At 71.5% G+C, this 25697-nt stretch carries 28 protein-coding genes and 1 pseudogene; 11 read left to right on the top strand and 18 right to left on the bottom strand.

Features of this window, described 5'->3' with window-relative positions; translation table 11 throughout:
* Positions 1 to 158: 158 nt before the first annotated feature.
* Positions 159 to 260 (top strand): annotated as a pseudogene (locus tag ACFVT1_RS03360) (tyrosine-type recombinase/integrase); the annotation flags it as partial.
* A gap of 187 nt (positions 261 to 447) precedes the next feature.
* On the opposite strand, the gene ACFVT1_RS03365 reads toward ACFVT1_RS03360, so the two are convergent.
* Positions 448 to 933 carry a hypothetical protein gene (locus ACFVT1_RS03365; protein WP_389792062.1) on the bottom strand — a complete coding sequence of 162 codons (486 nt, stop codon included), beginning with the start codon at positions 931 to 933 and terminating at the stop codon, positions 448 to 450.
* Between the two features lie 79 nt (positions 934 to 1012).
* On the opposite strand from ACFVT1_RS03365, the gene ACFVT1_RS03370 reads away from it, so the two are divergent.
* Together ACFVT1_RS03370 and ACFVT1_RS03375 are read left to right on the top strand one after the other, a co-directional pair.
* On the top strand, positions 1013 to 1921 hold the full coding sequence (locus ACFVT1_RS03370) for an oxidoreductase (RefSeq protein WP_389792064.1): 909 nt from the start codon (positions 1013 to 1015) through the stop codon (positions 1919 to 1921).
* A gap of 227 nt (positions 1922 to 2148) precedes the next feature.
* Positions 2149 to 2670: a DUF2199 domain-containing protein gene (locus ACFVT1_RS03375; RefSeq protein ID WP_389792066.1), complete on the top strand. Its 522-nt coding sequence runs from the start codon at positions 2149 to 2151 to the stop codon at positions 2668 to 2670.
* A gap of 79 nt (positions 2671 to 2749) precedes the next feature.
* Here the strand turns inward: ACFVT1_RS03375 and ACFVT1_RS03380 are convergent, their stop codons facing one another.
* From ACFVT1_RS03380 to ACFVT1_RS03395, 4 genes are all read right to left on the bottom strand, one after another.
* Positions 2750 to 3433 (bottom strand): TetR family transcriptional regulator, encoded by a 684-nt coding sequence (locus ACFVT1_RS03380; RefSeq protein ID WP_389792068.1) that lies wholly within the window; start codon positions 3431 to 3433, stop codon positions 2750 to 2752.
* Positions 3434 to 3686: 253 nt separating this feature from the next.
* Positions 3687 to 4937, bottom strand: coding sequence for a GNAT family N-acetyltransferase (locus ACFVT1_RS03385; protein ID WP_389792069.1), 1251 nt, complete (start codon positions 4935 to 4937; stop codon positions 3687 to 3689).
* A 128-nt stretch (positions 4938 to 5065) separates the two neighbouring features.
* On the bottom strand, positions 5066 to 6040 hold the full coding sequence (locus tag ACFVT1_RS03390; protein WP_389792071.1) for an asparaginase: 975 nt from the start codon (positions 6038 to 6040) through the stop codon (positions 5066 to 5068).
* Between the two features lie 47 nt (positions 6041 to 6087).
* The gene (locus ACFVT1_RS03395; RefSeq protein WP_389792073.1) at positions 6088 to 6744 is read right to left on the bottom strand and encodes an ABC transporter substrate-binding protein; all 657 of its coding nucleotides are present in this window, start codon (positions 6742 to 6744) and stop codon (positions 6088 to 6090) included.
* Between the two features lie 131 nt (positions 6745 to 6875).
* On the opposite strand from ACFVT1_RS03395, the gene dtd reads away from it, so the two are divergent.
* The gene (gene dtd / locus ACFVT1_RS03400; protein ID WP_389792075.1) at positions 6876 to 7325 is read left to right on the top strand and encodes a D-aminoacyl-tRNA deacylase; all 450 of its coding nucleotides are present in this window, start codon (positions 6876 to 6878) and stop codon (positions 7323 to 7325) included.
* A gap of 105 nt (positions 7326 to 7430) precedes the next feature.
* Here the strand turns inward: dtd and ACFVT1_RS03405 are convergent, their stop codons facing one another.
* The 3 genes from ACFVT1_RS03405 to ACFVT1_RS03415 all read right to left on the bottom strand — a co-directional run bounded on the left by ACFVT1_RS03405 (position 7431) and on the right by ACFVT1_RS03415 (position 9571).
* Positions 7431 to 8396, bottom strand: coding sequence for a YgfZ/GcvT domain-containing protein (locus ACFVT1_RS03405; RefSeq protein WP_389792077.1), 966 nt, complete (start codon positions 8394 to 8396; stop codon positions 7431 to 7433).
* A 53-nt stretch (positions 8397 to 8449) separates the two neighbouring features.
* Positions 8450 to 8920, bottom strand: coding sequence for a Fur family transcriptional regulator (locus tag ACFVT1_RS03410; RefSeq protein ID WP_389792079.1), 471 nt, complete (start codon positions 8918 to 8920; stop codon positions 8450 to 8452).
* Positions 8921 to 8998: 78 nt separating this feature from the next.
* Positions 8999 to 9571: an FABP family protein gene (locus ACFVT1_RS03415; protein ID WP_389792081.1), complete on the bottom strand. Its 573-nt coding sequence runs from the start codon at positions 9569 to 9571 to the stop codon at positions 8999 to 9001.
* A gap of 436 nt (positions 9572 to 10007) precedes the next feature.
* Here ACFVT1_RS03415 and ACFVT1_RS03420 point away from each other — a divergent pair, with 436 nt between their 5' ends.
* Positions 10008 to 10370, top strand: coding sequence for a DsrE family protein (locus tag ACFVT1_RS03420; protein ID WP_362206411.1), 363 nt, complete (start codon positions 10008 to 10010; stop codon positions 10368 to 10370).
* 63 nt (positions 10371 to 10433) lie between these two features.
* Here ACFVT1_RS03420 and ACFVT1_RS03425 read toward each other — a convergent pair whose 3' ends face one another.
* From ACFVT1_RS03425 to ACFVT1_RS03460, 8 genes are all read right to left on the bottom strand, one after another.
* Positions 10434 to 10691, bottom strand: coding sequence for a DUF3099 domain-containing protein (locus ACFVT1_RS03425; RefSeq protein ID WP_362206410.1), 258 nt, complete (start codon positions 10689 to 10691; stop codon positions 10434 to 10436).
* Between the two features lie 163 nt (positions 10692 to 10854).
* Positions 10855 to 11142 (bottom strand): DUF1416 domain-containing protein, encoded by a 288-nt coding sequence (locus ACFVT1_RS03430; protein ID WP_030925040.1) that lies wholly within the window; start codon positions 11140 to 11142, stop codon positions 10855 to 10857.
* A 66-nt stretch (positions 11143 to 11208) separates the two neighbouring features.
* Positions 11209 to 12054 carry a sulfurtransferase gene (locus ACFVT1_RS03435; protein ID WP_389792083.1) on the bottom strand — a complete coding sequence of 282 codons (846 nt, stop codon included), beginning with the start codon at positions 12052 to 12054 and terminating at the stop codon, positions 11209 to 11211.
* A gap of 159 nt (positions 12055 to 12213) precedes the next feature.
* Positions 12214 to 12321 (bottom strand): putative leader peptide, encoded by a 108-nt coding sequence (locus ACFVT1_RS03440; protein WP_353782750.1) that lies wholly within the window; start codon positions 12319 to 12321, stop codon positions 12214 to 12216.
* Positions 12322 to 12574: 253 nt separating this feature from the next.
* A complete protein-coding gene (locus ACFVT1_RS03445) occupies positions 12575 to 13264 on the bottom strand; it encodes a DUF2993 domain-containing protein (RefSeq protein ID WP_389792085.1) in 690 nt (229 codons plus the stop codon).
* A gap of 144 nt (positions 13265 to 13408) precedes the next feature.
* Entirely contained in the window at positions 13409 to 15058 is a 1650-nt protein-coding gene (locus ACFVT1_RS03450; RefSeq protein WP_389792087.1) for a hypothetical protein, read from the bottom strand.
* Positions 15059 to 15068: 10 nt separating this feature from the next.
* Complete coding sequence (locus ACFVT1_RS03455) at positions 15069 to 15323, bottom strand: MoaD/ThiS family protein (protein WP_389792089.1); 255 nt, start codon at positions 15321 to 15323, stop codon at positions 15069 to 15071.
* Positions 15324 to 15364: 41 nt separating this feature from the next.
* Positions 15365 to 16273, bottom strand: coding sequence for an alpha/beta hydrolase family protein (locus ACFVT1_RS03460; RefSeq protein ID WP_389792091.1), 909 nt, complete (start codon positions 16271 to 16273; stop codon positions 15365 to 15367).
* A 313-nt stretch (positions 16274 to 16586) separates the two neighbouring features.
* Here ACFVT1_RS03460 and ACFVT1_RS03465 point away from each other — a divergent pair, with 313 nt between their 5' ends.
* The 6 genes from ACFVT1_RS03465 to ACFVT1_RS03490 all read left to right on the top strand — a co-directional run bounded on the left by ACFVT1_RS03465 (position 16587) and on the right by ACFVT1_RS03490 (position 22135).
* Positions 16587 to 17390, top strand: a complete 804-nt coding sequence (locus ACFVT1_RS03465; RefSeq protein WP_389792093.1) for a winged-helix domain-containing protein — start codon at positions 16587 to 16589, stop codon at positions 17388 to 17390.
* A gap of 24 nt (positions 17391 to 17414) precedes the next feature.
* On the top strand, positions 17415 to 18458 hold the full coding sequence (locus ACFVT1_RS03470) for a LacI family DNA-binding transcriptional regulator (protein WP_389792095.1): 1044 nt from the start codon (positions 17415 to 17417) through the stop codon (positions 18456 to 18458).
* A 215-nt stretch (positions 18459 to 18673) separates the two neighbouring features.
* A complete protein-coding gene (locus tag ACFVT1_RS03475) occupies positions 18674 to 19696 on the top strand; it encodes a S1C family serine protease (protein WP_389792097.1) in 1023 nt (340 codons plus the stop codon).
* A 10-nt stretch (positions 19697 to 19706) separates the two neighbouring features.
* On the top strand, positions 19707 to 19937 hold the full coding sequence (locus tag ACFVT1_RS03480) for a hypothetical protein (protein ID WP_389792099.1): 231 nt from the start codon (positions 19707 to 19709) through the stop codon (positions 19935 to 19937).
* A 42-nt stretch (positions 19938 to 19979) separates the two neighbouring features.
* Positions 19980 to 20711 (top strand): response regulator transcription factor, encoded by a 732-nt coding sequence (locus tag ACFVT1_RS03485; protein ID WP_389792101.1) that lies wholly within the window; start codon positions 19980 to 19982, stop codon positions 20709 to 20711.
* Positions 20708 to 22135: a sensor histidine kinase gene (locus ACFVT1_RS03490; protein ID WP_389792103.1), complete on the top strand. Its 1428-nt coding sequence runs from the start codon at positions 20708 to 20710 to the stop codon at positions 22133 to 22135. The genes ACFVT1_RS03485 and ACFVT1_RS03490 overlap by 4 nt, the downstream gene beginning before the upstream one ends.
* 104 nt (positions 22136 to 22239) lie before the next feature.
* Here ACFVT1_RS03490 and ACFVT1_RS03495 read toward each other — a convergent pair whose 3' ends face one another.
* Together ACFVT1_RS03495 and ACFVT1_RS03500 are read right to left on the bottom strand one after the other, a co-directional pair.
* A complete protein-coding gene (locus tag ACFVT1_RS03495) occupies positions 22240 to 23133 on the bottom strand; it encodes a phosphatidylinositol-specific phospholipase C (RefSeq protein ID WP_389792105.1) in 894 nt (297 codons plus the stop codon).
* A gap of 439 nt (positions 23134 to 23572) precedes the next feature.
* A complete protein-coding gene (locus tag ACFVT1_RS03500; protein WP_389792107.1) occupies positions 23573 to 25423 on the bottom strand; it encodes a bifunctional metallophosphatase/5'-nucleotidase in 1851 nt (616 codons plus the stop codon).
* Between the last annotated feature and the right edge of the window lie 274 nt (positions 25424 to 25697).

Below are 25697 nucleotides of genomic sequence, written 5' to 3' on the forward strand. Positions count from 1 at the left end.
GCCCTGGTACGGACGCAGCCCTCTTCGCCATCGTGAGGGTTTCCGGGCCCGGCATCCATCGGCCGGTGGCGAACGGGTGATCTCTGACCACCGGCCTGATGGCCCTGTGAAGTGATCCGCACGTCGGATGACCTCTTGCTGCCGGAGATCGGCCCCCACCGATCCGTCTCCACGACCTCCGTCACGGCGCCGCACCCCCGGCTCACGCGGCTGGCGCCGATCTCAAGGACATCCAGGAGATGCTCGGCCACTCCTCGATCACCATCACGTCGGACACGTGCTCGAGCCTGCTCCCCCGAGGCGGACAGCGCGCTCAACGCCGGAGCCGGCCAGGGCTCGCGAGGAAGCCGAAGCCCCGCGGGCGCCCGTGCGAAGACGCCGTCGGTCCGGTACAGGTGTACATCCCGTCTACAGGTGTGCGCCCCGTCTACGGTGTGCGCCCCGTCCTCATCCGCGGCGGCGCTTGGGCCTGGGCGGTGGCCCGTAGGCCCGCACCAGGGCGTTGCGTACGGCGACGCGTCCGGCTTCCCGGAACGCCCCTCGGTGGGAGTCGGTTTCGTGCACCTTGATGCGCCGCAGGACGACGGCCACCGCGACGACCGTTCCGGACTCGCGGCCGACGAGGCCGGCGAGCTCCTCGCGTACGCCTTCGACGAAGCCCTCGTGGAACGAGGCGATCTCCTCCGCCGACCAGCCGTTGACGGACGCGGTGTCGGCGGCCTCGCACGCGACCCCCTCCTCCCAGGGCTCGAAGTCCGCGACGACCTGTGCGAAGTCGGAGGGACAGCCGGCCTGACGGGCGTACGTCGCCTGGACGCCCCGGATCGGGTGGGGCGGGAAGACCCGCGGGACGGAGACCGGTGCGGGGATCGGAGCGGAGACCGGTGCAAGGATCGGTGCGGGGATCGGCTCGGGGACCGGTGCGGGGACCATTGCCTCACGGTAGTCCCGGCCCGAAAGCCCGGAGGAAATGAATGTGCTGGCCCGGTCCTTCGTCAGCCATGCTGCCCCCATGACCTCCTCACCGATCGGCTCCCCTTCCGGCTCTTCCTCCGCTCCCGCCCCCGGCCCCGGCACCTTCGAGCTGGGCGGCACGGTCACCGTCCCGCGACTCGGCTTCGGCGCGATGCAGTTGCCGGGGCGGTGGAGCGGGCCCGCCGGTGACACCGCGAACGCCGTGGCCGTGGCCCGCCGCGCCGTCGAACTCGGGGCGCGGCACATCGACACCGCCGCGTTCTACTTCTCCAGCACCCACCGCGCCAACGACCTCCTGCGCGAGGCCCTGCACCCGTACCCCGCCGACGTCACCATCGCCACCAAGGTCGGCCCGCTGCGGGACGAGACCGGTGAGATGTACGCCGAGGCCCGCCCCGATCAGCTGCGCGGGGAGGTGGAGCGGAACCTGGAGGATCTCGGGGTCGAGGCCCTCGACCTGGTGAATCTGCGGGTGGGGCGGCTGGGTTCGGAGGTCGCGGAGTCGATCGGCGAACGGTTCGCCGTGCTGGCCGCGCTGCGCGAGGAGGGGCTGATCCGGCAGCTCGGCGTCAGCAATGTGACGCGCGAGCAGCTCGCGGAGGCGCGGTCGATCGCGCCGGTCGCCGCCGTACAGAACCGGTTCGGTGTGCTCGACCAGGCGGACGCCGCACTCGTCGACGAGTGCGCGGACGCCGGCATCGCGTACATGCCGTTCTTCGCGCTCGGCGGCGGGCACACCGAGCTCGCCGGCGCGAACCTCCGGAAGGTCGCGGACCGGCACGGCGCGACGGCGTTCCAGGTCGCCATCGCGTGGGGGCTGGCCCGCTCGCCCTCGATCGTCCAGATCCCCGGCACCGCTTCGCTCGCCCACCTGGAGGAGAACATGGCCGCCGGTCGACTGGTTCTCGACGACGAGGACATGACGCTGCTCGGGCGTCGCGAGTAGCGCCATGACCGCGCAGGACGTCACCGAGCAGAAGCCGGGTACCGGTCCCGCCCGCGCGTACTCACCGACCGGGAGCCGTCGCGACTGCTCGGGGAGCGGCGGTCGGGAACCGGCCGGACGCCCCGGTCGCCCCCGTACGTCCGTCACCGCGCGGCGCCCGCCGTCCCCCTGCGGCCGGGTGCGGAACGCCCGGCATCCCCGGGACCGCAGGGCCTAGGATCCCGCCCATGGCTATCGACCCCGGCTACACCTGCACCTGCTGCGGCGAACACCACGCGGAACTCCCGATGGGGTACTCGACCATGGCACCCGACGTCTGGGACGCGAGCCTGGAGAACGATCCCGACAGCATGCTCTCCTCGGACCAGTGCATCGTCAGACACGAGCACTACTTCATCAAGGGCCTGATCGAGATACCCGTCCTCGGCAGCGAGGAGCCGTTCTCCTGGGGCGTCTGGGTCTCGCTCAGCCGGGAGAACTTCGGCCGCGCCCTCGACGTGTGGGAGACCCCCGGCCGGGAGTCCGAGCAGCCGTACTTCGGGTGGCTCAGCACCGAGTTGGGGCTCTACTCACCCCGCACGACCAACCTCAAGACGAACGCCCACACCCGCCCGATCGGCCTGCGCCCCCGGATCGAACTGGACCCCACCGACCACCCGCTCGCCGTGGAACAGCGCACCGGCATCACGCGCGACCGCGTACGCGAGATCGCCGAGGCGGTGCTGCACGCCCAGGACGCTCGCCCCTGAGCAGCCCGGCGCCCCACGCCCCGCCGATCACTTGGCGGATCAATTGGCGGATCACTTGAGCCGCCCACCGTTCCGCCCGCTACTCCGCCCCGAGCCCCGACCGCAGCTGCACGAAGGCCAGCTCGGCGGCCTCGACCGCGCTTGCGTACACCTGGTCCGCGGTCTCCCCCGCGTCGATGCGCCGCCAGTTCTCCAGGGCCAGGATGCGCAGGACGGCGATGATCTGGCCCGCGGCCAGTCTGTCCCGCACCCGGTCGCCCAGCGCGCGGGCGAGCACCGCCTCCGAGCGGCCCTGGTAGGCGTACATGCGGGCCACCAGGGACGGCGTCCCGTACAGCAACCGCATGAACGCCAGCACCTGAGGCGCGTCGCAGAGCCCGGTCACCGGGTCGCGCCGTTCCAGGCCGTCCAGGTAGTGGCGGCGCAGGGCGTCCAGGGGGGATTCGCCGTCCGCGCGGGCGGCGACCACGCGGGCCGCCTCGTCCTCGTGGTCGGCGAACCGGTGCAGGGCCAGGTCCTCCTTGGCCGGGAAGTACCGGAACAGCGTCGGCTTGGAGATGTCCGCGGCGGCCGCCACCTCCGCCACCGAGACCTTGTCGAAGCCCCGCTCCAGGAACATCGCGATCGCGGCATCGGACACCGCCTGGTACGTCAGCTGCTTCTTCCGCTCACGCAGGCTCATCGGCGCGTGCGGCACGGGGTCCGCAGCGTGCGCGGGGCCCGCGTGCGGGGCCGTCCCGGGGCCGGGTGTCTCTCCGCTCATGACCCTGAAGCGTACGCCTTGACCTCAACCGGACTTGACGTCCCAGAGCGGACACACGGGCGCCGGACGGGGCCGGACGCCGGCGGCCGGAAGGGCACGGTGCCCGCGCAGAGGGTGCCGGCCGGCGAGCCGGGCGGGCCGAGCCGTCACCCCCCGCTCCCTCGGCCTCCGCGCCCCGGCCCCGTGCCCGTTCCCGCGCGTACCGCGTCCTGCTCACCCGACGTCGGGCGGAAACGGGCAGCCCCGGCTCGCCTCAGAACACGTCCGGGCACCAGGCCCGCCGAGCCGCCCGGAACATCCCCTCCGCCAGCGTCACGGCACCCGGCGTGAGTTCCTCGATCCGGCCCAGGGCCGCCAGCCGGACCGGAGACTCGTCACCCAGATAGAGCGTCCCCAACTCCCGTATGTCCAGGGCGAGATCGGCTTCGGCCGAGGTGGGGACGCAGGACGCGCCGGACGGGGAGGCCTCCAGGCGGTAGCGGCCCGCGGTCAGGCCGGTGGCGTCGTGGATGTCCAGGGTCAGCGCGCCGGATGCCGCGTAGGTACGCGCTTCCAGTGCGCGTACGACGTCCAGGACGCGCACCCACAGCCAGTCCGCCTGCGTCACGGTGCGGGCCGCGCGCGGGTCCGGGAGGAGGAGGGGCAGCAGGTCGTCGGGGGCGCGGCTGCCGGACCGGACCGTGGTGATCCAGTCGATCGAGCAGACGAAGTGCCACAGCGCGCGCTCCGCAGCCGGGGTGACGGCGATCTGCCCGAGCACCGTGGCCCGGTTCAGCGGCTGCTTGGCGTCACCCCAGTTGTCGTCGGCGCGGTAGGCGATCAGGCCGTCGGGCTCGCCGTCCGCGTTGTTGTAGACGGCGTAGAAGGGTTCCGTCCAGGTCGAGGGTCCCGGCAGGTTCTCGCCGGTGTTCAGTTCCCACCAGCGTGCGTCGCGGCTGACCACACCGTGCTGCCGGGCGCGCAGCCGGTCGTGGAGGGCCGGGCCCAGCTTGCGTACGTCCGCGCCGGTCACCAGGTCGATCCGGCCGCCGTCCTGCGCGGAGGGGCCCGACCAGCGCGGGTCGAGGCCCGCCCTCGGTACGTCGATCTCCCACTCGGTGGCCCATGCCGCCGGGCCGAAGCCGTACCGCCCGTAGATCGGGTACTCGGCGGCGATCAGCGTGGCGACGACCTCGCCGCGCTCCTTCGCCGCCGCCAGATCCGCGGCCATCATCCGGCTGAGCAGCCCGCGGCGGCGGTGCGTCGGCGACACCGTGACGTTGGAGACCGCGTCGGCCTGCACCGTGGCACCGCCGACGACCGTCAGCTCCTGCGCGAACGAGCGGAACGTGGCCACACACCGCCCGCCGTCGAACGCACCCTGCGCCCGGTCCAGGTCGTTGTGGGGGAGGCGGTTGGCGACCTCCTCGTCCGTCACCGCCGGCGGACGCAGAAAGCCGGTGTTCAGGGACCGCAGCCAGTCGGGGAATTCGGATTCGGTGATCGTACGGACGTCAGGACGCATGCACCCCACGCTAGGCACCGGCCCGCCGGATGTCGTCCGATTTTCTTGCGCCGCGGAATCCGGCTCCCCCGCCGCACAATCCGGTTTCCCGCGCCGCGGAATCCGGCCTCCCCCACCGCAGAATCCGGTCAGAAGGCCGCCCGGATCTCGCCCACCTCACCGTCGCCGCCCAGCAGCGGCGCGCGTCCGATCCGGGAGACCACCGGGGCGTCGATACCGAGCAGACGCAGCGACTGGGCCAGCACCGGGCCGAGCGCCCGCGTGGCTCCGTCGTCGATCTTGAAGGCCAGCGCCCGGCCGTCCGCCAGCGCCACCGCCTGCACCGCCTCCGCACCCATCTTCGAGAGCGTGCCCGGCACCTCCCGCATCAGCCAGGTGTCGGGGCGCCGCGTTCCGGCCACGTACTCGGGGTGGGCCCGCATCGCGTCCCCGACCCGGCGCTCCGCCGTCCCCGGTTCCGCCCGCACGAACGAGCGGAAGGCCCGTGCCAGGCCCACCAGGCTGATCGCCATCAGCGGCGCCCCGCACCCGTCCGTACCGACCGCCGCGACCGGCTCGCCGGCCGCCTCCTCGACCACCTGGTGGACCAGCTGCTGGAGCGGGTGCGCGGGGTCGAGGTAGGACGCCCGGTCCCAGCCGTTCAGCGCGCACACCGCGAGCATCGCCGTGTGCTTGCCGGAGCAGTTCATGGTGATCCGGTCCCGGACGTGGCCGGCGGCGAGATACGCCTCCGCCTCCGCCGGGTCCAGCGGCAGATCGGGCGGGGTCTGCAGATCATCCGGCGTCAGTCCGTGCTCGGCCAGCATCGTGCGGACGAGTTCGAGGTGGAAGCCCTCGCCGGAGTGGCTCGCGGCGGCCAGGGCCAGCCGCTGCCCGGACAGATCGAGGCCGGCCCGCAGCACGGCCGCGGCCTGCATCGGTTTGTTGGACGAACGCGGGAAGACCGGCGCCGCCGGATCGCCCAGGACCCGCTCCACACTGCCGTCGGCGGCCAGGACGACCAGCGAACCCCGGTGGCGGCCCTCCACGAAACCGGACCGTACGACCTCGGCCAGGACGGGGTGGGCGGGGGATATGGCGGAGGGGGCGGCGCTGGAGGTCATGGTGGCCTTCCGGGGACGGGTGGGAACCCGCCCCCGGAAGGATCGCTTCAGGCGAGCAGGTCGTCTACTTGTGCTTCACCGTCACGGTACCTGCGCGCGATCTCCGCACTGCAATCGTCAGCGGTGCGTTGCAGCTGGTGACGGCGCCGGGAGACCTGCTGCTCGGAGCGGACCAGGCGCCCCATCGCGGCGTGCAGCTCCTCGTCCGTACGGGCGTCGAGGTCGGAGAGCTCGACCTCGGCCAGCGTCTCGGCCGCCAGCCGGCGGTACTCGTCGCTGCGCGGCGTGGTGAGCGTGACGTGCCGGGCGGAGGAGCGGTGCCGGGACGGGGTGTCGGCGAGGATCTCCGAGAGCCGGTCCACCACCGGTGTCTCCGGATCCCGCCTGCGGGCCAGCTCGGCCCGCAGGATGTCGATCCGCCCCTGCACCAGCCGCCGCACATAGCTGAGATCGGCCTCGTCGCGCTGCGAATCGCGGCGCAGGGTGCGCAGCTCCGGCAGGCGCAGGCCGCCCAGCTCCGGCTGCGATCCCGCGGACAGGCCGTCCACACAGCCGTGGCCGGTTCGCTGCACGGGTGGGCGCATGATGCCGGTGCTGGTGCCGGTACTCGTACTGGTACTGATGCCGGTGCTGGTACTCGTACTGGCGCCGGTACACGTGACCGGCACGGCGCCGGGGGACTGCCCGGTTCCATAGGTACTCATGCTGGTGTCCATCCCCTCGACCGGTGCGTCGGCACACCGCCTTCCGAGCATGGTGCCACTCCAGTGGGGCATATGTGGATGCTCTGTACCCGTTCAGCCCAAGACAGGTTCGCCAGGATAGGTTGGGCCATATGCGTGCAGTGGTGCAGAGGGTGGACGGCGCGAGCGTCACGGTGGCCGACGGCGCGAGCGCGTCGGGCGGACCCGAGGTCGTCGGCGAAATCGTCGGCGAAGGACTGTGTGTGCTGGTCGGAGTCACTCATGGGGACACGCCGGAGAAGGCCGCGCAGCTCGCCCGCAAGCTCTGGTCGGTCCGCATTCTGGAGGGCGAGAAGTCCTGCTCCGATGTGAATGCACCGCTTCTGATGATTTCGCAGTTCACCCTCTACGGGGACGCCCGCAAGGGGCGCAGGCCCACCTGGAACGCCGCGGCGCCCGGCGAGATCGCCGAACCGCTGGTCGACGAGGTGGTGGCGCAGCTGAGGGCGCTGGGGGCGCAGGTGGAGACGGGCCGGTTCGGGGCGGACATGCGGGTCTCGCTCACGAACCACGGCCCGTTCACCGTCATCGTCGAGGTCTGAACCCGGTTCCGGCCCGCACCGGACCCCGGCCGCGCCGGGTACGGGTCGGAACGAGCCGTCGGTGCAGACGGGGCAGACGCTCGCGCGTAGGGAATCTGCGCAGAGCTACGGCTCCACGACCGTCTCCTGGGCGGCGGCCGTATCCCCCGCGAGCAGCTCCGCGTCCACCGCCACGTTCCGCTTGACCAGGGCCAGCGCGATCGGCCCCAGCTCGTGGTGGCGGGCGGAGGTCGTGATGAAGCCCAGCTGCCGGCCCTCGGCGCCGTCCGCGGCGAGCCGTACCGGTGTGCCGTGTCCCGGCAGCACGACCTCGCTGCCGTCGAGGTGCAGGAAGACCAGCCGCCGCGGGGGCTTGCCCAGGTTCTGCACCCGGGCCACGGTCTCCTGGCCCCGGTAGCAGCCCTTCTGGAGGTGGACGGCGGTGCCGATCCAGCCCAGCTCGTGCGGAATGGTCCGGTGGTCGGTCTCGAAACCGAGGCGCGGGCGGTGCGCCTCGACGCGCAGGGCCTCGTACGCCAGGATGCCGGCCACCGGGCCGTGTGCGGTCGCGTACGCCTCCAGGTCGGCGCGGGGCAGGAACAGATCCCGCCCGTACGCCGTCTCCCGCACCGTCACACCGTCCGGGACCTCCGCGATGGAGCCGGCCGGCAGGTACACGACGGCGAAGTCCTCGGTGCGGTCGGCGACTTCGACCCGGTAGAAGAACTTCATGGACTCCAGGTAGGCGACGAGATCGCCCTGCGTGCCCGGTTCCGCGTGCATCCACACGGTCTCGCCGTCGTCGACGAGGTAGAGGGCATGCTCGATGTGTCCGTGCGCGGTGAGGATCAGAGCCTCGGTGGCCTGTCCCGGGGCGAGTTCGCTGACGTGCTGGGTGAGCAGCAGGTGCAGCCAGGCCAGCCGGTCGCTGCCGGTGACGGTGACGACGGCGCGGTGCGAGAGGTCGACGAGACCGGAGCCGTCGGCGAGGGTGCGCTGTTCTCGGAACAGATCACCGTAGTGCGCGGCGACGCCTTCGTCGCGGCCTTCGGCGGGGACGGCGCCGGGCAGGGACAGCAAGGGGCTCTTCATGCGACCAGCGTACGACGCGATTTACGGCTCCGGCCCGGCCGCCTACCGCTCGCCTACGGCTTGGGACCGGCGGCGTCGGCCGGCCGTGCCGCGGCTTCGGACGCCGCCTTCGCCGTGCAGTCGGCGCAGCGGCCGAAGATCGCGAAGTGCTTCATGTCCGTCTCGAACCCGAAGCTGTCCTGCAGCTTCGCGGTGAATTCGGCGACGACGCCGACATCGGCCTCGATGACGTTCGTGCAGTCGCGGCAGACCAGGTGGATGTGGTGGTGGCGGTCCGCCAAGTGGTACGTCGGCGCCCCGTGCCCCAGGTGGGCGTGGCTGACCAGCTCCAACTCCTCCAGGAGTTCGAGCGTCCGGTAGACGGTGGAGATGTTCACGCCGGACGCCGTCCTGCGCACCTCGGCGAGGATGTCGTCGGGTGTCGCGTGTTCCAGCGTGTCGACGGCTTCCAGGACAAGCTGCCGCTGCGGCGTCAGCCGATAGCCGCGCTGTCGGAGATCGGTCTTCCAGTCGGTGCTCACCACAGGCCCAGTGTAGGACCGGGTGAGCACCTGACCGCAGTTGTGTGCGAGAGGAACCCGTGAACTGCTCGCATCCAGGAATTACTTGAAGAAGGCGATGCCGTCGTCCGGGAGGTCGCCGAGGCCCTTCGCCATCGCCTCGACCTCTTCCGGGGTGACGACCTTCTTCAGGTGCGCCGACATGTACGGGCGCAGCTCCACCTCGGGGGTGGCCTTCTCGCCGACCCACATCAGGTCGCTCTTCACATAGCCGTAGAGACGCTTGCCACCGCTGTACGGGCCGGAGGCCGCGGTGCGCGCCACCGCGTCGGTGACCAGGTCGATCTGCGGCTTCTGGTCGGCCAGCTCGCCGTACCAGATCTCGACGACGCCCTGGTCGCGGACCATGACGACCTCGACCTTGCGGTCCTTGTCGATGCGCCAGTAGCCCGACTCGGACTCCAGCGGCCTGACCTTCTCGCCCTCGGAGTCGAGTACCCAGGTGTGCGAGGTGTACTCCAGGAAGTCCCGGCCGTCCTGGCTGAAGGAGACCTCCTGGCCGAAGTTGCACTGCTCGGAACCCGGGAAGTCGGAGACACCCGCGCCCGCCCAGTTGCCGAGGAGGAAGGCCAGCGGGACGAGGTCCGGGTGGAGGTCGGACGGGATCTCGATCATGAACGGCTCAGACGATCTGTGAGGTGGGCGAGGGAAGGAGGGGTCAGCGCTGACCCTGGTAGAGCTTCTTCACGGTCAGGCCGGCGAAGGCGAGAACGCCGACGCAGACCAGGACCAGCAGGGCGGAGAAGAATGCCTCAAGCACGGGAACTCCTTGGAACGAGCGGTAGGGCAGCAGTACGGGGCCCGGCCCCAGCCTAATGGGTGGGGGCCGGGCCCGCCGTTTCGGGGCTTGCGCCGGGAACGGCGGGGTGCGGGACGGCCCGGCGGCCGGTTCCGCGGGGCCGGCGTCCGGTGGAACGGCGCGCCGGTCCCCCGGAACCGGGACGGCGGACGTCCACCGGGCGACGGGCGGCATCGCGCGCCGAGGCGGCCCGCTTCCGCGAGGCGTTCCCGCTGGGCGTCGGCAGGCCGCCCGGCGATTACAGTTCGGCACATGCCGAAGAAGCTCGTGATCAAGGTGACTGCCGGTGCCGACTCAGCCGAGCGCTGCTCGCAGGCGTTCACGGTGGCCGCGGTCGCCGTGGCCAGCGGGGTGGAGGTCTCGCTCTGGCTGACCGGGGAATCCTCCTGGTTCGCCCTGCCGGGGCGCGCCGCGGAGTTCGAGCTGCCGCATGCCGCGCCGCTGCCGGATCTGATCGAGTCGATCCAGGCGGGCGGGCGGATCACCCTCTGCACGCAGTGCGCGGCCCGTCGCGACATCACCGAGCAGGACGTCCTGGAGGGCGTACGGATCGCGGGCGCCCAGGTCTTCGTCAGCGAGATCATGGCCGAGGGCGTCCAGGCCCTCGTCTACTGACGCACCACGCGTACCCGCTCCCCGCGGCCCGTAGGGGGACAGCCGTCGGTGCCGTCGGTGCCGTCAGTGCCGTTTCTTGCCGTCGAGTTCGTCCCACCACTCGTCGGACTGCGGGTCGCCCGACGGGTCGTCCCACCAGCGGTCCTCCGGGCCCCGCCGGTTGGCGACCATGGCCGCGAAGGGCGGGATGACCATGGCGACGACACACATCGCTATCGCGGCGGGCATCGACCACAGCCGGACGAAGGCCCAGGCCGACACGAAGAGGACGATGCAGCCGCCCATCATCAGGAAATAGCCACGACGGCGTCGGGCGTACATACGTCAAGCGTAGGCCCGTTCCGTACCCACGCGAACGGCACGAAGGGCCGTACCCCGCTTCAGAAGGCGTCCAACCCCTGGGGTACGGCCCTTCGGCCGGTGAGGTGTCGCGGGAGCACCGGGCCGGTCGGCCGGACGGGCTCCCGCGTTCGGTACGAGAGCCCTAGACGGCGATGGCGACCTCGGAGAGGCCACCGGTCTGCGCCACGACCGTGCGGTCGGCGCTGCCGCCCGGGACGAGGGCGCGGACCGTCCACGTGCCCTCGGCCGCGTAGAAGCGGAACTGCCCGGTCGCCGAGGTCGGGACCTCCGCGGTGAACTCGCCGGTCGAGTCCAGCAGGCGCACGTAACCGGTGACGGGCTCGCCGTCGCGGGTCACGCTGCCCTGGATGGTGGTCTCACCGGGCTTGATGGTCGAAGCGTCGGGGCCGCCGGCCTTTGCTCCACACATGGTGTTCTGTCCTTCTGGGTCGGGGGTCGTCCTGGTCCGGATCGTGCTGGTCCGGGTCGTACGGAGTTACTTGTTGGCGCCGAGCTCGATCGGCACACCGACGAGGGAGCCGTACTCGGTCCACGAACCGTCGTAGTTCTTGACGTTCTCCTGGCCGAGCAGCTCGTGCAGCACGAACCAGGTGAGCGCGGAGCGCTCGCCGATGCGGCAGTACGCGATGGTGTCCTTCGTCAGGTCGACCTGCTCGTCCTCGTAGAGGGCCTTGAGCTCGTCGTCCGACTTGAAGGTGCCGTCGTCGTTGGCGTTCTTCGACCACGGGATGTTGCGGGCGGTCGGCACGTGGCCGGGGCGCTGGGACTGCTCCTGCGGGAGGTGCGCCGGGGCGAGCAGCTTGCCGCTGAACTCGTCGGGCGAACGCACGTCGACCAGGTTCTGGTCGCCGATCGCCTTCACGACGTCGTCGCGGTAGGCGCGGATCGACTCGTCCTGCGGCTGGGCCTTGTACGCGGTGGCCGGGCGGGACGGGATCTGGTCGCCGTCGACCAGGTCGCGGGAGTCGAGCTCCCACTTCTTGCGGCCGCCGTCGAGCAGCCGGACGTCCTGGTGGCCGTAGAGCTTGAAGTACCAGAACGCGTAGGACGCGAACCAGTTGTTGTTGCCGCCGTACAGGACGACCGTCGTGTCGTTGCCGATGCCCTTCTCGGACAGCAGCTTCTCGAAGCCCGCCTGGTCGATGAAGTCGCGGCGGACCGGGTCCTGGAGGTCCTTGGTCCAGTCGATCCGGATCGCGTTCCTGATGTGGTTCTTCTCGTACGCCGAGGTGTCCTCGTCCACCTCGACAAGGGCGACCTGCGGGTCCTCGATGCGGGCCTCGACCCAGTCGGCGTCTACCAGGACGTCACTGCGGCTCATTCTGTTCTCCTCCGGGGCAGTCTGCGGCGAGATGGTGCGAGAGGGTGCGTGATGCGTATGTACGGCGGCGCAGGGTGCGGCGCACGTGCGACATGCGATCGGGATGGGCCCTGAATCGGTCCGAAGGGCCGGGAAATACGGGGTGCCGAAGGCTCCCGCTCAGACAGTGCGACAGAGCATGGCGGCGACGCGGCACAGGTCCACTGCCCGCCGCTTCGTGAGATCCGCCCGTCCCCGCTGCGGGAGACCGCCCATAGAGCACTGCATGGGACCGATCGTAGGGAGGTACGGGCGGACATGTCACCGCCGTGTCGCATCCTGAGACTCGATCGTCCGCGATGCGAGACGTGAGCCGGATGGCGGTACCTCTCGCGGAGCTCCCCCGCCGTCCGTGCCCGTCGGCCATCTGCGGATCGGACACGGCCGTCTCACTATGTGGCGCGCCGGGCCCTGGCAGCGCCCGGGAAGGCCGGGGCCCCGCCCCGGCGGGATCTGTCCGGCAGGATCTGTCCGGCGGGGCCTATCCGGCGAGTCGTACGTCCGTGCCCGCCACCGAGATCTCCAGACCGTCGGCGGTCGGCTGGATCTTCCGCAGCTTCAGACCGCTGGGCAGCCCGCCGACCTCCAGCGCGAAGTCGGTCTTCTGGCGCACCGCGCCCTCCAGCCCGGGAATGCCCTTGCCCGGCACCTTGTCCGCGTGCGCCTTGAGGGTGTGGCCGTCGACGAGGGTGACGGTGGAAAGCACACTGCGCGACAGCGGGTTGCCGAGGATGTCGACCGTGCCGGTCACCTTCACCTTGCTGTTGCCGCCGTACTCGACGGCGACGCCGTCGCCGGCCGCCGCGGTCAGGTCCCGGTACGAGATGACGGCGGTGCCGGTGGCACGCGCGGCGGTGGCACTGGAGTACCCGTCGGCCAGCTTCACCTCGTGCAGCGCGGCGTTCATCCTGCTGATCCGGACCCTGCGGCCGTTGGTGTCGGTCTCGATGCCGGTGATCTCGACATCGACCTCGTCGAGCTGCGAATTGGCGATCTGTGTCAGGAACGGAAATCCCTTGATGGAGATGTCCGTGGAGCCGATCGTGGCGCCGGTGACCTGGATCCGGTCCGCGGCCTCCGACTCCGCGAAGTACACCGCCGCCCGGTCGACGGCGACGAAGATCCCACCCAGGACCACCACTGTGACCAGCAGTATTCGCAGTGCACGCACGCCCGCTCTTCCCCCACCCTGCATCCGGTCGGACCCCCGGCGCCCGTGCGTCCGTCATGAACACACAGCCCGCCCGGGTTGATCGACGAGCGGTGACCCCCCTTCGGTTCCCGTTCGGCTCCCGAAGGGGGTGGCCGGTCCGCGTTACGAGAGCGCGCGGCCGAGCAGGTAGACGGCGGGGGCGGCGGCGGTGAGCGGCAGCGCCACACCGGCGGTCATGTGCACGAACCGGGACGGATAGTCGTAGCTCGCCGCCCGCAGCCCGATCAGTGCGCAACCGCCCGCCGCGAGGCCGAGCAGCGCGCCCTTCGTGCCGAGATCGGTGAACGCCCCCGCCGCGGCACCGGCGCCCGCGGCGGCGAGCAGCGCCACCACGACCGAGGCCGGACCGGGCAGCGGCAGCGCGCGGACGAGCACGGCGACCGCGACGGCCACCGCGCCCGCCGTCACCGCGTCCGGGACCGCCGCGAGGTGCCCGGCGGCCAGGACCGAGAGCGCGGCCGAGGCGACGGTGGCCATCAGCCCCTGCATCCGCTCGTCGGCGCTCGCGTGGCTGCGCAGCTGGAGGACCACGGTGAGCAGCACCCAGATCCCGAGGGTGCCGAGAATCGCGGCCGGCCCGTTCTCGCGGCCCGCGGCGAGCAGCGCGACATCGGCGACGAGGCCACCGGCGAACGCGAGCACGATGCCCTGCCGGGCCGGCCACATGCCGTTGAGCCGGAACCACCCGGCCGCGGTCACGGCCTGGAGCAGCACCAGCGGTACGACCAGGGCGTACGAGCCGATCGCGGCACCGAGGGCGAGCAGCAGCCCGAGTCCCGCGGTGAGGGCGGCGGGCTGCATGCCCGGCGCGATGATCGGCGAGCGGCCCTCGGCGCGGGCACGCTGGGCGTCGGTGACGCGGCTGTTGCCCAGGGTGGTGGGCGCGCTGTATCCGGCGGCGTCGAGTGCGGACGCGGCGGCGGCGGGGGGCGCGTCCGCGGGTACGGCCGCCTGGTCCGGCTCGGCGGCGGGGGGCGCGGCCTGGGCGGGGGCCTGGGCCTGGGCCGGGGCCTCGGGAGGCAGCGGGTAGGAGCCGGAGGCGCCCTGCGGCTGCGCGTGCTGCGGAAGGGGCGGCGGGGAGGCGGTCCCCGCGGTGGCCGGAACGGGCTGAGCGGGTTGCGCGGGCTGAGCGGGCCGGATGGTCGGCTGGTACTGGGTGTCCCAGGTCTGGCCCTCCCAGGTCTGCGTGACGCCGAGATCCTGCGGGCCGTGCGCCGCAGGCGCGTCGCCCTCCCGCGGTTGCCCGGTCGGCCACGCGGGCGCGGGGCCGGCCTGAGGCGCCTGGTTCGGGTCGTGCGTGCCGTACGCCTGCTGCGGGGCTCCGTACGCCGCCTGCTGACCGTGGGTCCGGCCGCCGTACGACTGGTCGCCGTAGACCTGGTCACCGTACGACTGCGCACCATGGGTCTGGTCGCTGTAAGGCTGCGCACCATGGGTCTGACCGCCGTACGACTGAGCACCGTAGGGCTGCGCGCCATGGGCCTGGTCGCCGTAGGACTGCGCGCCATGGGCCTGGTCGCTGTAGGGCTGCGCACCATGGGTCTGGCCGCCGTACGACTGCTGGCCATAGGGCTGCTGACCGTACGCCTGGTTCCCGTACGCCTGGTTCCCGTACGTCTGGTTCCCGTACGTCTGGTCAGGCTGCGGCTCCGGCTCCCGGCCGCTCAGCGGATCGTGCCCCGGCTCGTGCCCGTAGCCGTAGCCGTGGCTCGGGTCCTGTCCGTATGGATGCTGTTGATCGTTGCTGCTCATGTTCTGCGGTTCACCCTCCTGCGAACGGCGGGAGCACCTCGACCGTGCCGCCCTCGGCAAGGCGTACGGTCTCATGACTGCGGGTCCCCACGGGATCACCGTCGACGAGGAACGAGCACCTTTGCAGCACTCGGGTGAGCTCACCGGGGTGCCGCTCGCGCACCGTGTCGAGCGCCTCGGCGAGGGTCGCGGCGGCGTACGGCTCCTCCGCGGTCCCGGCGGCGGCCTTCGCGGCGGCCCAGTAGCGGATCGTTCCCGCAGACATGGCGGAGTTCCTCTCGTCTCGCATCAGCTGTCCATCATGAATCACCGCGCCGCCGCCCAGTCGCCGATGCGGGTGAGCAGGCTCTCGTCGGCGGCGTTCTCGGCGTGGCCCATGCCCCGCTCCAGCCACAGCTCGGCGCCGTCGCCCGCCGCTTCGGCCAGCATCCGGGGGTGGTCCAGCGGGAAGTACGGGTCCCGGTCGCCGTGCACGATCAGCAGCGGGGCCGGGGCGATCAGCCCGGCCGCCCCGACCGGGGAGAGCGGGACCGGATCCCAGTCGTCGCGGTCGATCCGGGTGCCGAACCCGTAGCGGCCGACCAGTCGGCCGACGGGCCGGGTGACCATCCAGTGCAGGCGGCGCATCGGGGCCGTGCCCCGGTAGTACCAGCGGGCGGGGGCGCTCACGGCCACCACCGCATCCGCGTGCCCCTCCACATGCGCCCCCGCGCACGCCTCGATGCGCCCCTCCCGCTCCGCGCCCCCACCGTCTTCCGTGCCGGCCGTTGACCGGCCCGCGTACAGCGCCCCGTGCCGCAGCACCACGGAGCCGCCCATCGAGAACCCGACGGTCACGACCCGCCGGTGTCCGAGCGCCCGCGCCCACCTCACCGCCGCCGCCAGATCCAGCACCTCGCGATCCCCGACCGTCGACCGCCCGCCCGACCCGCCGTGCCCCCGGAACGAGAAGGTGACGACCGCCGCGCGCCGGCCGAGGACCCCGGCGGCACGCCGCACCGCGGGACGGTCCACCGATCCGGTGAACCCGTGCGCGATCACGATCGCAGTACCGTCGAAGGATGTTTCCGCAACGGCTCCGGCACCCGCCGTGCACGGCTCGTACACCGCCTCGATACGCACCCCGTCATCGGTCCGCAATGCGGTGCGCAGAGGACCGGGCGTGATCAAGGGAACAGAAGAACTCCGAAATCGTCCCTCGGACACAGAACTCATGTGGGCTATTCTGCTGGGAAGAGGATCCGGGCAAAGCAGCCCCCGGGTCCTTTTGCGCTTTTCAAGCGTTGTTACGGCGACGTTTCCACAAGCTCAGCGGTCCCGGGGCGCGGGGCCGCATCCGTAAAACCGTGTGACGAATGTCGTACGGCGAGCAGTGCGAAAGCCAGCACGAAACGTACGAAGAAGTGCCGCATACTCCCCCGGGCCGGAGCCCGGGAGTGCCCCTCTCGCAGGGAACGAGGAGGACCGACGTAATGGGCGAGCGAACTGTGCACGATCATCGACCGACGACCCAGGCAGGTGGGCGGCGATGAGTTCACTGCTGCTCCTGACGAATGCCCTTCAACCGTCGACGGAGGTGCTTCCGGCCCTCGGTCTCCTGCTGCACAGCGTGCGGGTGGCGCCGGCCGAGGGCCCCGCTCTCGTCGACATCCCCGGTGCCGATGTCATCCTGATCGACGGCCGCCGCGATCTGCCGCAGGTGCGGTCGCTGTGCCAGCTGCTGCGGTCCACCGGACCGGGCTGTCCCCTGATCCTCGTCGTGACGGAGGGCGGGCTCGCGGCCGTCACGGCCGACTGGGGCATCGACGACGTACTGCTGGACACGGCGGGACCGGCCGAGGTCGAGGCGCGGCTGCGGCTGGCCACCGGTCGGCGGCAGATCGGCTCCGACGACTCCCCGATGGAGATCCGCAACGGCGATCTGTCGGTCGACGAGGCGACGTACAGCGCGAAGCTGAAAGGCCGGGCCCTGGACCTGACCTTCAAGGAATTCGAACTGCTCAAATATCTGGCGCAGCACCCGGGCCGGGTCTTCACCCGTGCCCAGCTGCTCCAGGAGGTGTGGGGCTACGACTACTTCGGCGGTACGCGGACGGTCGACGTCCATGTGCGGCGGCTGCGCGCCAAGTTCGGCCCGGAGCACGAGTCGCTGATCGGCACGGTCCGCAACGTCGGCTACCGCTTCGTCGTACCGGAGAAGGTGGAGCGTGCGGCCGAGGAGGCCAAGGCCGAGGCCGCGTCGAGGACGGCCGCCGAACCCGTAACCCGTTCGGAGCAGTCGAGGGCGGCCGGAGCCGCGCAAGAAGCCCCGGTCCAGCCTGCCAAGAGGTAGGTATATCCGCGTAGACTGCCGCGCGTGGCCAAGGTGACGCGGGACGATGTGGCGAGACTGGCGGGTACGTCGACCGCGGTCGTCAGCTACGTCATCAACAACGGACCCAGGCCGGTCGCCCCGGCCACGCGCGAGCGGGTACTCGCCGCGATCAAGGAGCTGGGGTACCGGCCCGACCGGGTTGCCCAGGCGATGGCCTCGCGGCGGACCGATCTCATAGGGATGATCGTGCCGGACGCCCGGCAGCCGTTCTTCGCGGAGATGGCGCACGCGGTCGAACAGGCCGCCGCCGAACGCGGAAAGATGGTGCTCGTCGGCAACTCCGACTACCGCGACGAGCGCGAGGTCCACTATCTGCGGGCCTTCCTCGGCATGCGGGTCTCCGGGCTGATCCTGGTCAGTCAGGGCCCCAGCGAGCGGGCGGCGGCGGAGATCGAGGCATGGGACGCGCGGGTCGTGCTGCTGCACGAGCGGCCCGAGGCGATCGACGACGTCGCCGTCGTCACGGACGACGTCGGCGGCGCCCAGCTCGCCACCCGGCACCTGCTGGAGCACGGCAACGAGTACGTGGCGTGCCTCGGCGGCGTGGAGTCCACACCTGCGGTCGGTGACCCGGTCGCCGACCACGTCGAGGGCTGGCGCCGTGCGATGCACGAGTCGGGGCGCTCGACGGAGGGCCGGCTCTTCCAGGCCCCGTACAACCGTTACGACGCCTATCAGGTGGCGCTGAAGCTGCTCGCGGGGCCGGACAGGCCGCCGGCCATCTTCTGCTCGACGGACGACCAGGCCATCGGCGTACTGCGGGCCGCGCGCGAGCTGCGGATCGATGTACCCGGGGATCTCGCGGTGGCGGGCTTCGACGACGTGAAGGAAGCGGGGCTGACCGATCCACCGCTGACGACGGTCTTCTCGGACCGCCCGGCGATGGCACGGGCGGCCGTGGACCTGGTGCTCGACGACTCGTTGCGGGTGCAGGGGTCGCGGCGGGAGCGGCTGAAGCAGTTCCCGTCGGCGCTGGTGGTGCGGCGGTCGTGCGGGTGCGGGGAGCCCACGGTCGGGACGCGGTAGCGAACGGGGCGGGGCAGAGGCGGTAGCGAACAGGGCGGCGGGACGCGGTAGCGAACGGGGCGCCGGGACGGGCGCGTCGGGGCCCGGTCGGCACCGCTCGGTTCTTTCCGCGCACAACGGGCGGCCGTACTCCTTATATCGGGCATACGAGGTTCTGTCGGGCTTCTCAGCGCGTGCTCAGGTTTCTCTCATCTTCGGCGGCCAGGCTCGTTTTCATGACAGAGAGCCAGCGCCCGAGCGGCGAGTACCCGATGTACCCCTCGTACGGCAACGGTGACGCGTCCTACCCGCCGCCGCCGTCCTACCCGCCCGTCCCCGAGGCGGCCACGCACCGGCGCCGGGCCAAGCGGCCGGTGGCCCTCCTGGCGGCCGTGGCCATCGCGGCAGGCGTCGTCGGCGGCGGCACCGCCGCCTTCGTCGGCCGGCTCACCACCGGCGACACGACCAGCACGGGCGGCGGCGTCGTCCCCGGCACCACCGTCTCGCAGAGCAGCAAGGGAACCGTCGCCGGTGTGGCCCAGGCCGTCTCGCCGATGATCGTCGAGATCAACGCGACCTCGACCGCGGGCAAGTCCACCGGTTCCGGCGTGGTCATCACGTCCGACGGCGAGGTCGTCACGAACAACCACGTCATCTCCGGCGCCTCGTCGATCAAGGTGACGCTCAGCACCGGCAGAACGTACACCGCGAAGGTCGTCGGCACCGACGCCGACAAGGACCTCGCCCTCATCAAGCTCCAGGGCGCGAGCGGGCTGAAGACGGCCACGCTGGGCGACTCGTCGGCTCTCTCGGTCGGCGACCAGGTCGTCGCGATCGGCTCGCCGGAGGGCCTGACCGGCACGGTCACCAGCGGCATCGTCTCCGCCCTCGACCGCGACGTCACGGTCGCCAAGGAGGACGGCAACAGCCAGGGCCAGGGCCAGGGCCAGGGCGGGCAGAACGGCGGCGAGCAGTGGCCGTTCGAGTTCGGCGGCCGGCAGTTCAACGGCGACACCGGCGACTCCACCACCACGTACAAGGCCATCCAGACCGACGCCTCGCTCAACCCCGGCAACTCCGGTGGCGCGCTCATCAACATGAACGGCGAGATCATCGGCATCAACTCCGCGATGTACTCGGCGAGTTCGTCCGGCGGATCCGGCGGATCCAACGCGGGCAGCGTGGGTCTCGGCTTCGCGATCCCGGTGAACACGCTCAAGGCCGACCTCGACACCCTGCGGTCCGGCACCGGCTCCTGAGGAGGCACCCATGCACCATCCCGCGCGAACCCCCACCGGCCCGGCCGACCTGGCCCTGCCTCTCGCCCTCGTCGCGGAACTCCTGACGGGACCCGCGACGCGCCCTGCGACGGAACCGGCGACCGGACTCCTGACGGACGGCGCTCCGGAACGTGTCCCGGGACGCGCTCCGGAGGTCCGTGCCGCCGCAGCCCGCAAGCGCCGGGCCGCGCGACGGCGGGCGGCGGCCGTGCGAGGCTGACAGCACAACGGTACGCACGGAACGAGAAGAGGACACCGAGCGATGAGCCCCGCCGAAGACGATCCGCAGCGCATCCTGATCGTCGACGACGAGCCCGCCGTACGCGAGGCCCTGCAGCGCAGTCTCGCATTCGAGGGGTACGGCACCGAGGTCGCCGTCGACGGTCTCGACGCCCTTGCCAGGGCCGAGGCGTACGCCCCCGACCTCATCGTCCTCGACATCCAGATGCCGCGGATGGACGGCCTGACGGCCGCCCGTCGGCTCCGCTCGGCAGGCACCACCACGCCCATCCTGATGCTCACCGCCCGCGACACCGTCGGCGACCGGGTCACCGGCCTCGACGCGGGCGCCGACGACTACCTGGTCAAGCCCTTCGAACTGGACGAGCTCTTCGCCCGTATCCGGGCCCTGCTGCGCCGCAGCTCGTACACGGCCGCGCCGGGCGGCGGCCTCCCCGACGACGACGTGCTGGCCTTCGCCGATCTCCGGATGAACCTGGCCACCCGCGAGGTCACCCGGGGCACCCGCCGGGTCGAGCTGACCCGTACCGAATTCACCCTCCTGGAGATGTTCCTGGCACACCCGCGGCAGGTACTGACCCGTGAGCAGATCCTCAAGGCGGTGTGGGGCTTCGACTTCGAGCCGAGCTCCAACTCGCTGGACGTGTACGTGATGTACCTGCGCCGCAAGACGGAGGCGGGCGGCGAACCGCGCCTCGTGCACACGGTGCGGGGGGTCGGTTACGCGCTCCGCCCCGGCGGTGGTGACGGATGACCGGGGCCCTGCACCGGCTCCGCGCCCTGCCGCTGCGGACCCGGCTCGCCCTGCTGGTGGCCACGGCGGTCGCGGTCGCGGTCGCGGCGGTGGCCGCGGCCTGCTGGTTCGTGACGAAGGCGCAGCTGGAGCAGCAGATGGACGACTCGCTGCGCAACGTCCAGGTCGACGCGACCTATGTGCAGACCTTGCTCGTCGCCTGTACGCGCCCCGATCAAGCGGCCGCACCGCAGCTCCGGGGAACGTACACCGTGCAGCTCGTCACCGTGTCCGGGAGCACGTGCGGCGCCGCCGAGGCGTCACCGATCGGCGTGACCGCCGCCGACATCGCCGTGGCCGCCCACCTGCGCGACAGCGCCCTTCACTCGGCCAGGGCCAAGAACGGCAAGGTGATGCGTGTCTACACCTACGCGTACGAGCCCCGCAGCCAGGTCCCGGGCCTGCTGCAGGGAAACTTCGCCGTCTCCATCGCCCGCCCGATGAGCGATGTCGACGACCCGCTCTCCACCCTCGCCTGGGTGCTCCTGATCGTCTCCGGCATCGGCGTCCTCGGTGCGGGCGCGGCCGGTCTCTGGGTCGCCCGCACCGGCCTGCGTCCCGTCGACGAACTCACCGAGGCGGTCGAGCACGTCGCCCGCACCGAGGATCTCACCGTCCGCATCCCGGTCGAGGGCGAGGACGAGATCGCCCGGCTGTCCCGCTCGTTCAACTCGATGACCGCGTCCCTCGCCAGCTCCCGCGACCGCCAGGCCCAGCTGATCGCGGACGCGGGCCACGAACTGCGGACCCCCCTCACCTCGCTCCGTACCAACATCGAACTCCTCGCCCGCAGCGACGACACGGGCCGGGCCATCCCGCCGGACGACCGCAGGGCCCTGATGAAGTCGGTCAAGGCGCAGATGACCGAGCTGGCCTCGCTCATCGGCGACCTCCAGGAACTGGCCCGCCCGGACGCGGCGAACCCCGGCCCGCTCCAGGTCGTCGCCCTGCACGACATCGCGGACACCGCCCTGGAACGCGCCCGGCTGCGCGGCCCCGAACTGACGATCAGGGCGGACCTGACCCCCTGGTACGTGCGGGCCGAACCGGCGGCACTGGAGCGGGCGGTGGTCAACATCCTGGACAACGCGGTCAAGTTCAGCCCGCCCCACGGCACGATCGAGGTCGCACTGCGCGACGGCGAACTGACCGTACGGGACCACGGCCCCGGCATCCCCGCGGAGGAACTCCCCCACGTCTTCGAACGATTCTGGCGCTCCCCGTCCGCCCGCCAGCTCCCCGGCTCGGGCCTGGGCCTGTCGATCGTCGCCCGCACGGTCCAGCAGTCGGGCGGCGAAGTGGTCCTGCGCCCGGCGGCGGAGGGGGACGGCACCGAGGCGTCCATCAGGCTGCCGGGAGCGCCGCAGCCACCGCCGGAGCTCTGAGGGGGAGCCGTCAGCCCCTGTTCGACGGGCCGCACGGGAGGAAGCAGCCGCCGCCGGCGGCCCGCCTCCTCCGTGCATGGCGGCGTGAAACCCCGCCGGGCCGGTCACCTCCCGGGGTTGTGCCGGATCAGCGATTCCACCAGGCCGGACCGGGTGGCGGGGAAGTCCAGCGGGACGATGCCGAGCCCGGTCCAGCCCGCCGCCTCGGAGCCGTCCAGGAACGACTGCACCTGCGGGTTGAGCCGGTCCGCGTTCCAGCGCGGCGGCATCAGGGCCGCGGTGCTGACGTAGTTCATGTACAGCTTCCCGGGCTGCTGGGCGGCCTTGCGGAACTGGGACTCGATCTTGGGGTACTTGGCGAACGGCTCCGCCATGTAGTCGTCCTGGATGTCGAAGAGTTCCGGGTCCGCGTAACGGACGCCGGGCAGACCGCCGTTGTCGGCGAGCAGCACGACCTTCCCCCGCGCCTCGCCCAGCGAGGGCAGCGCCGGGTCGATGCGGAACAGCGGCCGCCACCCCTTGCTGTCGAGGTAGAGGTCGAAGATCCGCCGGAACTCCGCGTCGCTCTCCTCGGAGTACTCCTGCTTGACCCGCATCAGCACGGTCTCGGCGGGATGAGCCGCCAGGAAGTCCCAGCAGGCGCCGAGCACGTCGCCGAACATCAGGTTCTGGTACGAGGCGCCGTGGTGGATGGCGAACGAGTCACCGGTGATCCGGCACCGTACGTCCAGGAACCGCAGCCCGCTGTCCAGCTGTGCGGCGACGGTGGTGTTCTGGCACTCCGTCCAGGGACCGCCGTAGCGGGCACCGGAGTCGTGCGAGCCGGGGATCGTGAGGTGGTGCAGCGCGGTGGCGTCGGGGAGGGCGCCCATCCAGTCCTGGGTGGCGAGGGCCTGCCGTGGCGCGGCGCCCGCGGGGGCCGCCCCGATGACGACGGTGGCGGTGGCGGCGAGGGCGCCGGCCAGGAAGTTCCGGCGAGTGGCGGTGTACGGGCTCATACGGGGAGTGCCTCCGTCTGCCGTGGGGGGTCAGCCGTCAGATTATGACGGGTGCACGTCATTACAGGAACAGCGCGGACGGTTCCCGTCACGGGGACGCGGCGGAGCCGGTCAGCAGGTCCGGAGCGCCGCACCGAGCCGCGCGGAGATCGCCGTCGCCGCGGCCGACATCTCCTGCGAACTCGCCCCGGTCGCCCCGACGTGAGCGGCGGCACGCTCAACCCCTGCGGGAGAGACCTCGATGGAGATGTGGACGTGACAGTTGCGGGGGTAAGTGTCACGTTGCACGGAGGGGTAACCAGCGCGGGGTGGGGCGGCCGGGGGGCACCGAGGGGGTGGGGCGCAGGCCACGCCGTGCCCCGGTCCCCTCGCCCCGCGGAAACACGCAGCGGGGCGGTGGGCCCGCCGGCCCACCGCCCCACTCACCCGCGTACGGGAGTTACTGGATGACCGTGATCCGGTCCGTCGCCGGCGGGGCCAGCGGCGCGGCGGCCGACGAGTGGGCCGCCAGGTAGGCGTTGAAGACGTCCAGGTCGGACGGGCCGACCAGCCTGTTGGTGCCCTGGCCGAGCGCCGCGAAGCCGTCACCGCCGCCCGCCAGGAACTCGTTCATCGCGACGCGGTAGGTCTTCGCCGGGTCGATCGCCGCACCGTTGAGCTTGATGGTGTCGGTGACCACGCGGGCCGCGCCCGTCTTCGTCATGTCCAGGGTGTACGTGAGGCCCTTGGACACCTGAAGGATCTTCGGGCTGGCCTCGTTGGAGCCGCTGACCTGCTGCTGGAGCGCGGTGATCAGCTGGGCGCCGGTCAGGTCGACGACGTTCATCATGTTGGTGAAGGGCTGGACGGTGAACGACTCCCCGTACGTCACCACCCCGTCGCCCTCGTTGCCGGTCGCCTTGTGGACCAGGTCCGCCCGGATACCGCCCGGGTTCATGAAGGCGACGACGGCCCCGCCCTTGTCCGCCGGGGCCAGGCCCTCCAGCTGGGCGTCCGCGATCAGGTCGCCGAGCGGCTTCTCGGGAGCCGTGGAACCGCGGCCGTTGATGTCGGCGGTGATGTAGCCCTGCGGCTTGTTCGCGATGGGCGCCGCGAGGGTGTTCCAGCGCGCGATCAGCTCCGTCATGTCGGTGGCCTTGGGCTGGTCCCGGCTGACGATGTGGTTCGCCGACCTGGGGTTCGAGGCCCCGGCCGACTTCACCGACGTACGGACGATGTCCTTGGTGCGGCGGTCGTAGGTGAGCGTCGTGTCGGTGTAGAGCTTGCCGAACGACGACGCCGAGGTGACCATGCGCGGGTTGCCCGCCGGGTCCGGGATCGTGCAGACGTACGCCTGGTGGGTGTGGCCCGTGACCAGCGCGTCGACCTTGGGTGTGATGCCCTTGGCGATGTCGACGATCGGCCCCGAGATGCCGTCACCGGCGCCGGAGCTGTCGCAGTCGTAGTTGTACGAGGAGGAGGCCGGAGCCCCGCCCTCGTGGATCAGCGCGACGATGGACTTGACGCCCTGCCGGTCCAGTTCCTTGGCGTACTTGTTGACCGTCTCGATCTCGTCGTGGAACTTCAGGCCCTTGACGCCGTTGGCCGTGACGATGTTCGGCGTGCCCTCCAGGGTCACTCCGATGAAGCCGATCTTGACGCCGTTCTTCTTCCACACCGTGTACGGCTTGAGGATCGGCTTGCCGGTCTTCTCGTTCGTCACGTTGGCGGCGAGGTAGGGGAAGTCCGCGCCCTTGAACTTCTTGCCCTTCTCGTAGCACCCCTCGACCGGATGGCAGCCACCGTTCTGGAGGCGGGCCAACTCGACGGCCCCCTCATCGAACTCGTGGTTGCCGACGCTCGTGACGTCGAGGTCGAGCTTGTTGAGGGCCTCGATGGTCGGCTCGTCGTGGAAGAGACCGGACAGCAGCGGGCTGGCGCCCACCATGTCGCCACCCGCCGCGGTGATCGAGTACGGGTGCCCCTTGCGCGCGGTGCGCAGCGAGGACGCGAGGTACTCGACGCCACCGGCCGGAATCGCCTTGGTCGTGCCGTCGGCCTGCGTCTCGTTGACCGTGCCCGCCGAGCCGGCCGGCGGCTCCAGGTTCCCGTGCAGGTCGTTGAAGGACAGCAGCTGTACGTCGACGGTACGGGCCGGCTTGTGGTGGCCGTGGCCGCCGTGGCCGTGCCCGTGGCCACGGTCCTGGGCGCCGGCCGGCATCGCGGCGACGAGCGCGCCGACGGTGGCGAGCCCGGCCGCGGCGGCGAGCACCCGCCGGGGCGCGCGGTTCTTCTGCGGTGTCGCTGGCATCGGTCCCCTTGTGAGTTCAGCGGGAGGTTTGAGGGTGATGACGAGTCTGGAGACTTCGTGCCGCAGCCTAGGGTCAACGCGCGTAGCGCGACAGATGTCCAGGGTTACGAACTGGTTGCCATGCGGTCGGAATCGGGGGCAACTTCCGCACATCGCCCGCTTGGCGTACATACACGGGCAGAAGCGGACCCGCCCGGTTCCGCGACCGCCCGGATCCGCCCCGGTCACCGATCCCGTCAGGTCAGGTCAGGCCGGGCGGGTCGGGTCGGGTCGG

The sequence above is a fragment of the Streptomyces sp. NPDC057963 genome (genome assembly GCF_042887155.1).
Lineage (GTDB): Bacteria > Actinomycetota > Actinomycetes > Streptomycetales > Streptomycetaceae > Streptomyces.

Excerpts from the sequence above, each read along its gene's own strand:
- ACFVT1_RS03365 (WP_389792062.1), bottom strand. The coding sequence starts at position 933 with ATGGTCCCCGCACCGGTCCCCGAGCCGATCCCCGCACCGATCCTTGCA.
- ACFVT1_RS03370 (WP_389792064.1), top strand. The coding sequence starts at position 1,013 with ATGACCTCCTCACCGATCGGCTCCCCTTCCGGCTCTTCCTCCGCTCCC.
- ACFVT1_RS03375 (WP_389792066.1), top strand. The coding sequence starts at position 2,149 with ATGGCTATCGACCCCGGCTACACCTGCACCTGCTGCGGCGAACACCAC.
- ACFVT1_RS03380 (WP_389792068.1), bottom strand. The coding sequence starts at position 3,433 with ATGAGCGGAGAGACACCCGGCCCCGGGACGGCCCCGCACGCGGGCCCC.
- ACFVT1_RS03385 (WP_389792069.1), bottom strand. The coding sequence starts at position 4,937 with ATGCGTCCTGACGTCCGTACGATCACCGAATCCGAATTCCCCGACTGG.
- ACFVT1_RS03390 (WP_389792071.1), bottom strand. The coding sequence starts at position 6,040 with ATGACCTCCAGCGCCGCCCCCTCCGCCATATCCCCCGCCCACCCCGTC.
- ACFVT1_RS03395 (WP_389792073.1), bottom strand. The coding sequence starts at position 6,744 with ATGAGTACCTATGGAACCGGGCAGTCCCCCGGCGCCGTGCCGGTCACG.
- dtd (WP_389792075.1), top strand. The coding sequence starts at position 6,876 with ATGCGTGCAGTGGTGCAGAGGGTGGACGGCGCGAGCGTCACGGTGGCC.
- ACFVT1_RS03405 (WP_389792077.1), bottom strand. The coding sequence starts at position 8,396 with ATGAAGAGCCCCTTGCTGTCCCTGCCCGGCGCCGTCCCCGCCGAAGGC.
- ACFVT1_RS03415 (WP_389792081.1), bottom strand. The coding sequence starts at position 9,571 with ATGATCGAGATCCCGTCCGACCTCCACCCGGACCTCGTCCCGCTGGCC.
- ACFVT1_RS03420 (WP_362206411.1), top strand. The coding sequence starts at position 10,008 with ATGCCGAAGAAGCTCGTGATCAAGGTGACTGCCGGTGCCGACTCAGCC.
- ACFVT1_RS03425 (WP_362206410.1), bottom strand. The coding sequence starts at position 10,691 with ATGTACGCCCGACGCCGTCGTGGCTATTTCCTGATGATGGGCGGCTGC.
- ACFVT1_RS03430 (WP_030925040.1), bottom strand. The coding sequence starts at position 11,142 with ATGTGTGGAGCAAAGGCCGGCGGCCCCGACGCTTCGACCATCAAGCCC.
- ACFVT1_RS03435 (WP_389792083.1), bottom strand. The coding sequence starts at position 12,054 with ATGAGCCGCAGTGACGTCCTGGTAGACGCCGACTGGGTCGAGGCCCGC.
- ACFVT1_RS03440 (WP_353782750.1), bottom strand. The coding sequence starts at position 12,321 with ATGCAGTGCTCTATGGGCGGTCTCCCGCAGCGGGGACGGGCGGATCTC.
- ACFVT1_RS03450 (WP_389792087.1), bottom strand. The coding sequence starts at position 15,058 with ATGAGCAGCAACGATCAACAGCATCCATACGGACAGGACCCGAGCCAC.
- ACFVT1_RS03455 (WP_389792089.1), bottom strand. The coding sequence starts at position 15,323 with ATGTCTGCGGGAACGATCCGCTACTGGGCCGCCGCGAAGGCCGCCGCC.
- ACFVT1_RS03460 (WP_389792091.1), bottom strand. The coding sequence starts at position 16,273 with ATGAGTTCTGTGTCCGAGGGACGATTTCGGAGTTCTTCTGTTCCCTTG.
- ACFVT1_RS03465 (WP_389792093.1), top strand. The coding sequence starts at position 16,587 with ATGAGTTCACTGCTGCTCCTGACGAATGCCCTTCAACCGTCGACGGAG.
- ACFVT1_RS03475 (WP_389792097.1), top strand. The coding sequence starts at position 18,674 with ATGACAGAGAGCCAGCGCCCGAGCGGCGAGTACCCGATGTACCCCTCG.
- ACFVT1_RS03480 (WP_389792099.1), top strand. The coding sequence starts at position 19,707 with ATGCACCATCCCGCGCGAACCCCCACCGGCCCGGCCGACCTGGCCCTG.
- ACFVT1_RS03485 (WP_389792101.1), top strand. The coding sequence starts at position 19,980 with ATGAGCCCCGCCGAAGACGATCCGCAGCGCATCCTGATCGTCGACGAC.
- ACFVT1_RS03490 (WP_389792103.1), top strand. The coding sequence starts at position 20,708 with ATGACCGGGGCCCTGCACCGGCTCCGCGCCCTGCCGCTGCGGACCCGG.
- ACFVT1_RS03495 (WP_389792105.1), bottom strand. The coding sequence starts at position 23,133 with ATGAGCCCGTACACCGCCACTCGCCGGAACTTCCTGGCCGGCGCCCTC.
- ACFVT1_RS03500 (WP_389792107.1), bottom strand. The coding sequence starts at position 25,423 with ATGCCAGCGACACCGCAGAAGAACCGCGCGCCCCGGCGGGTGCTCGCC.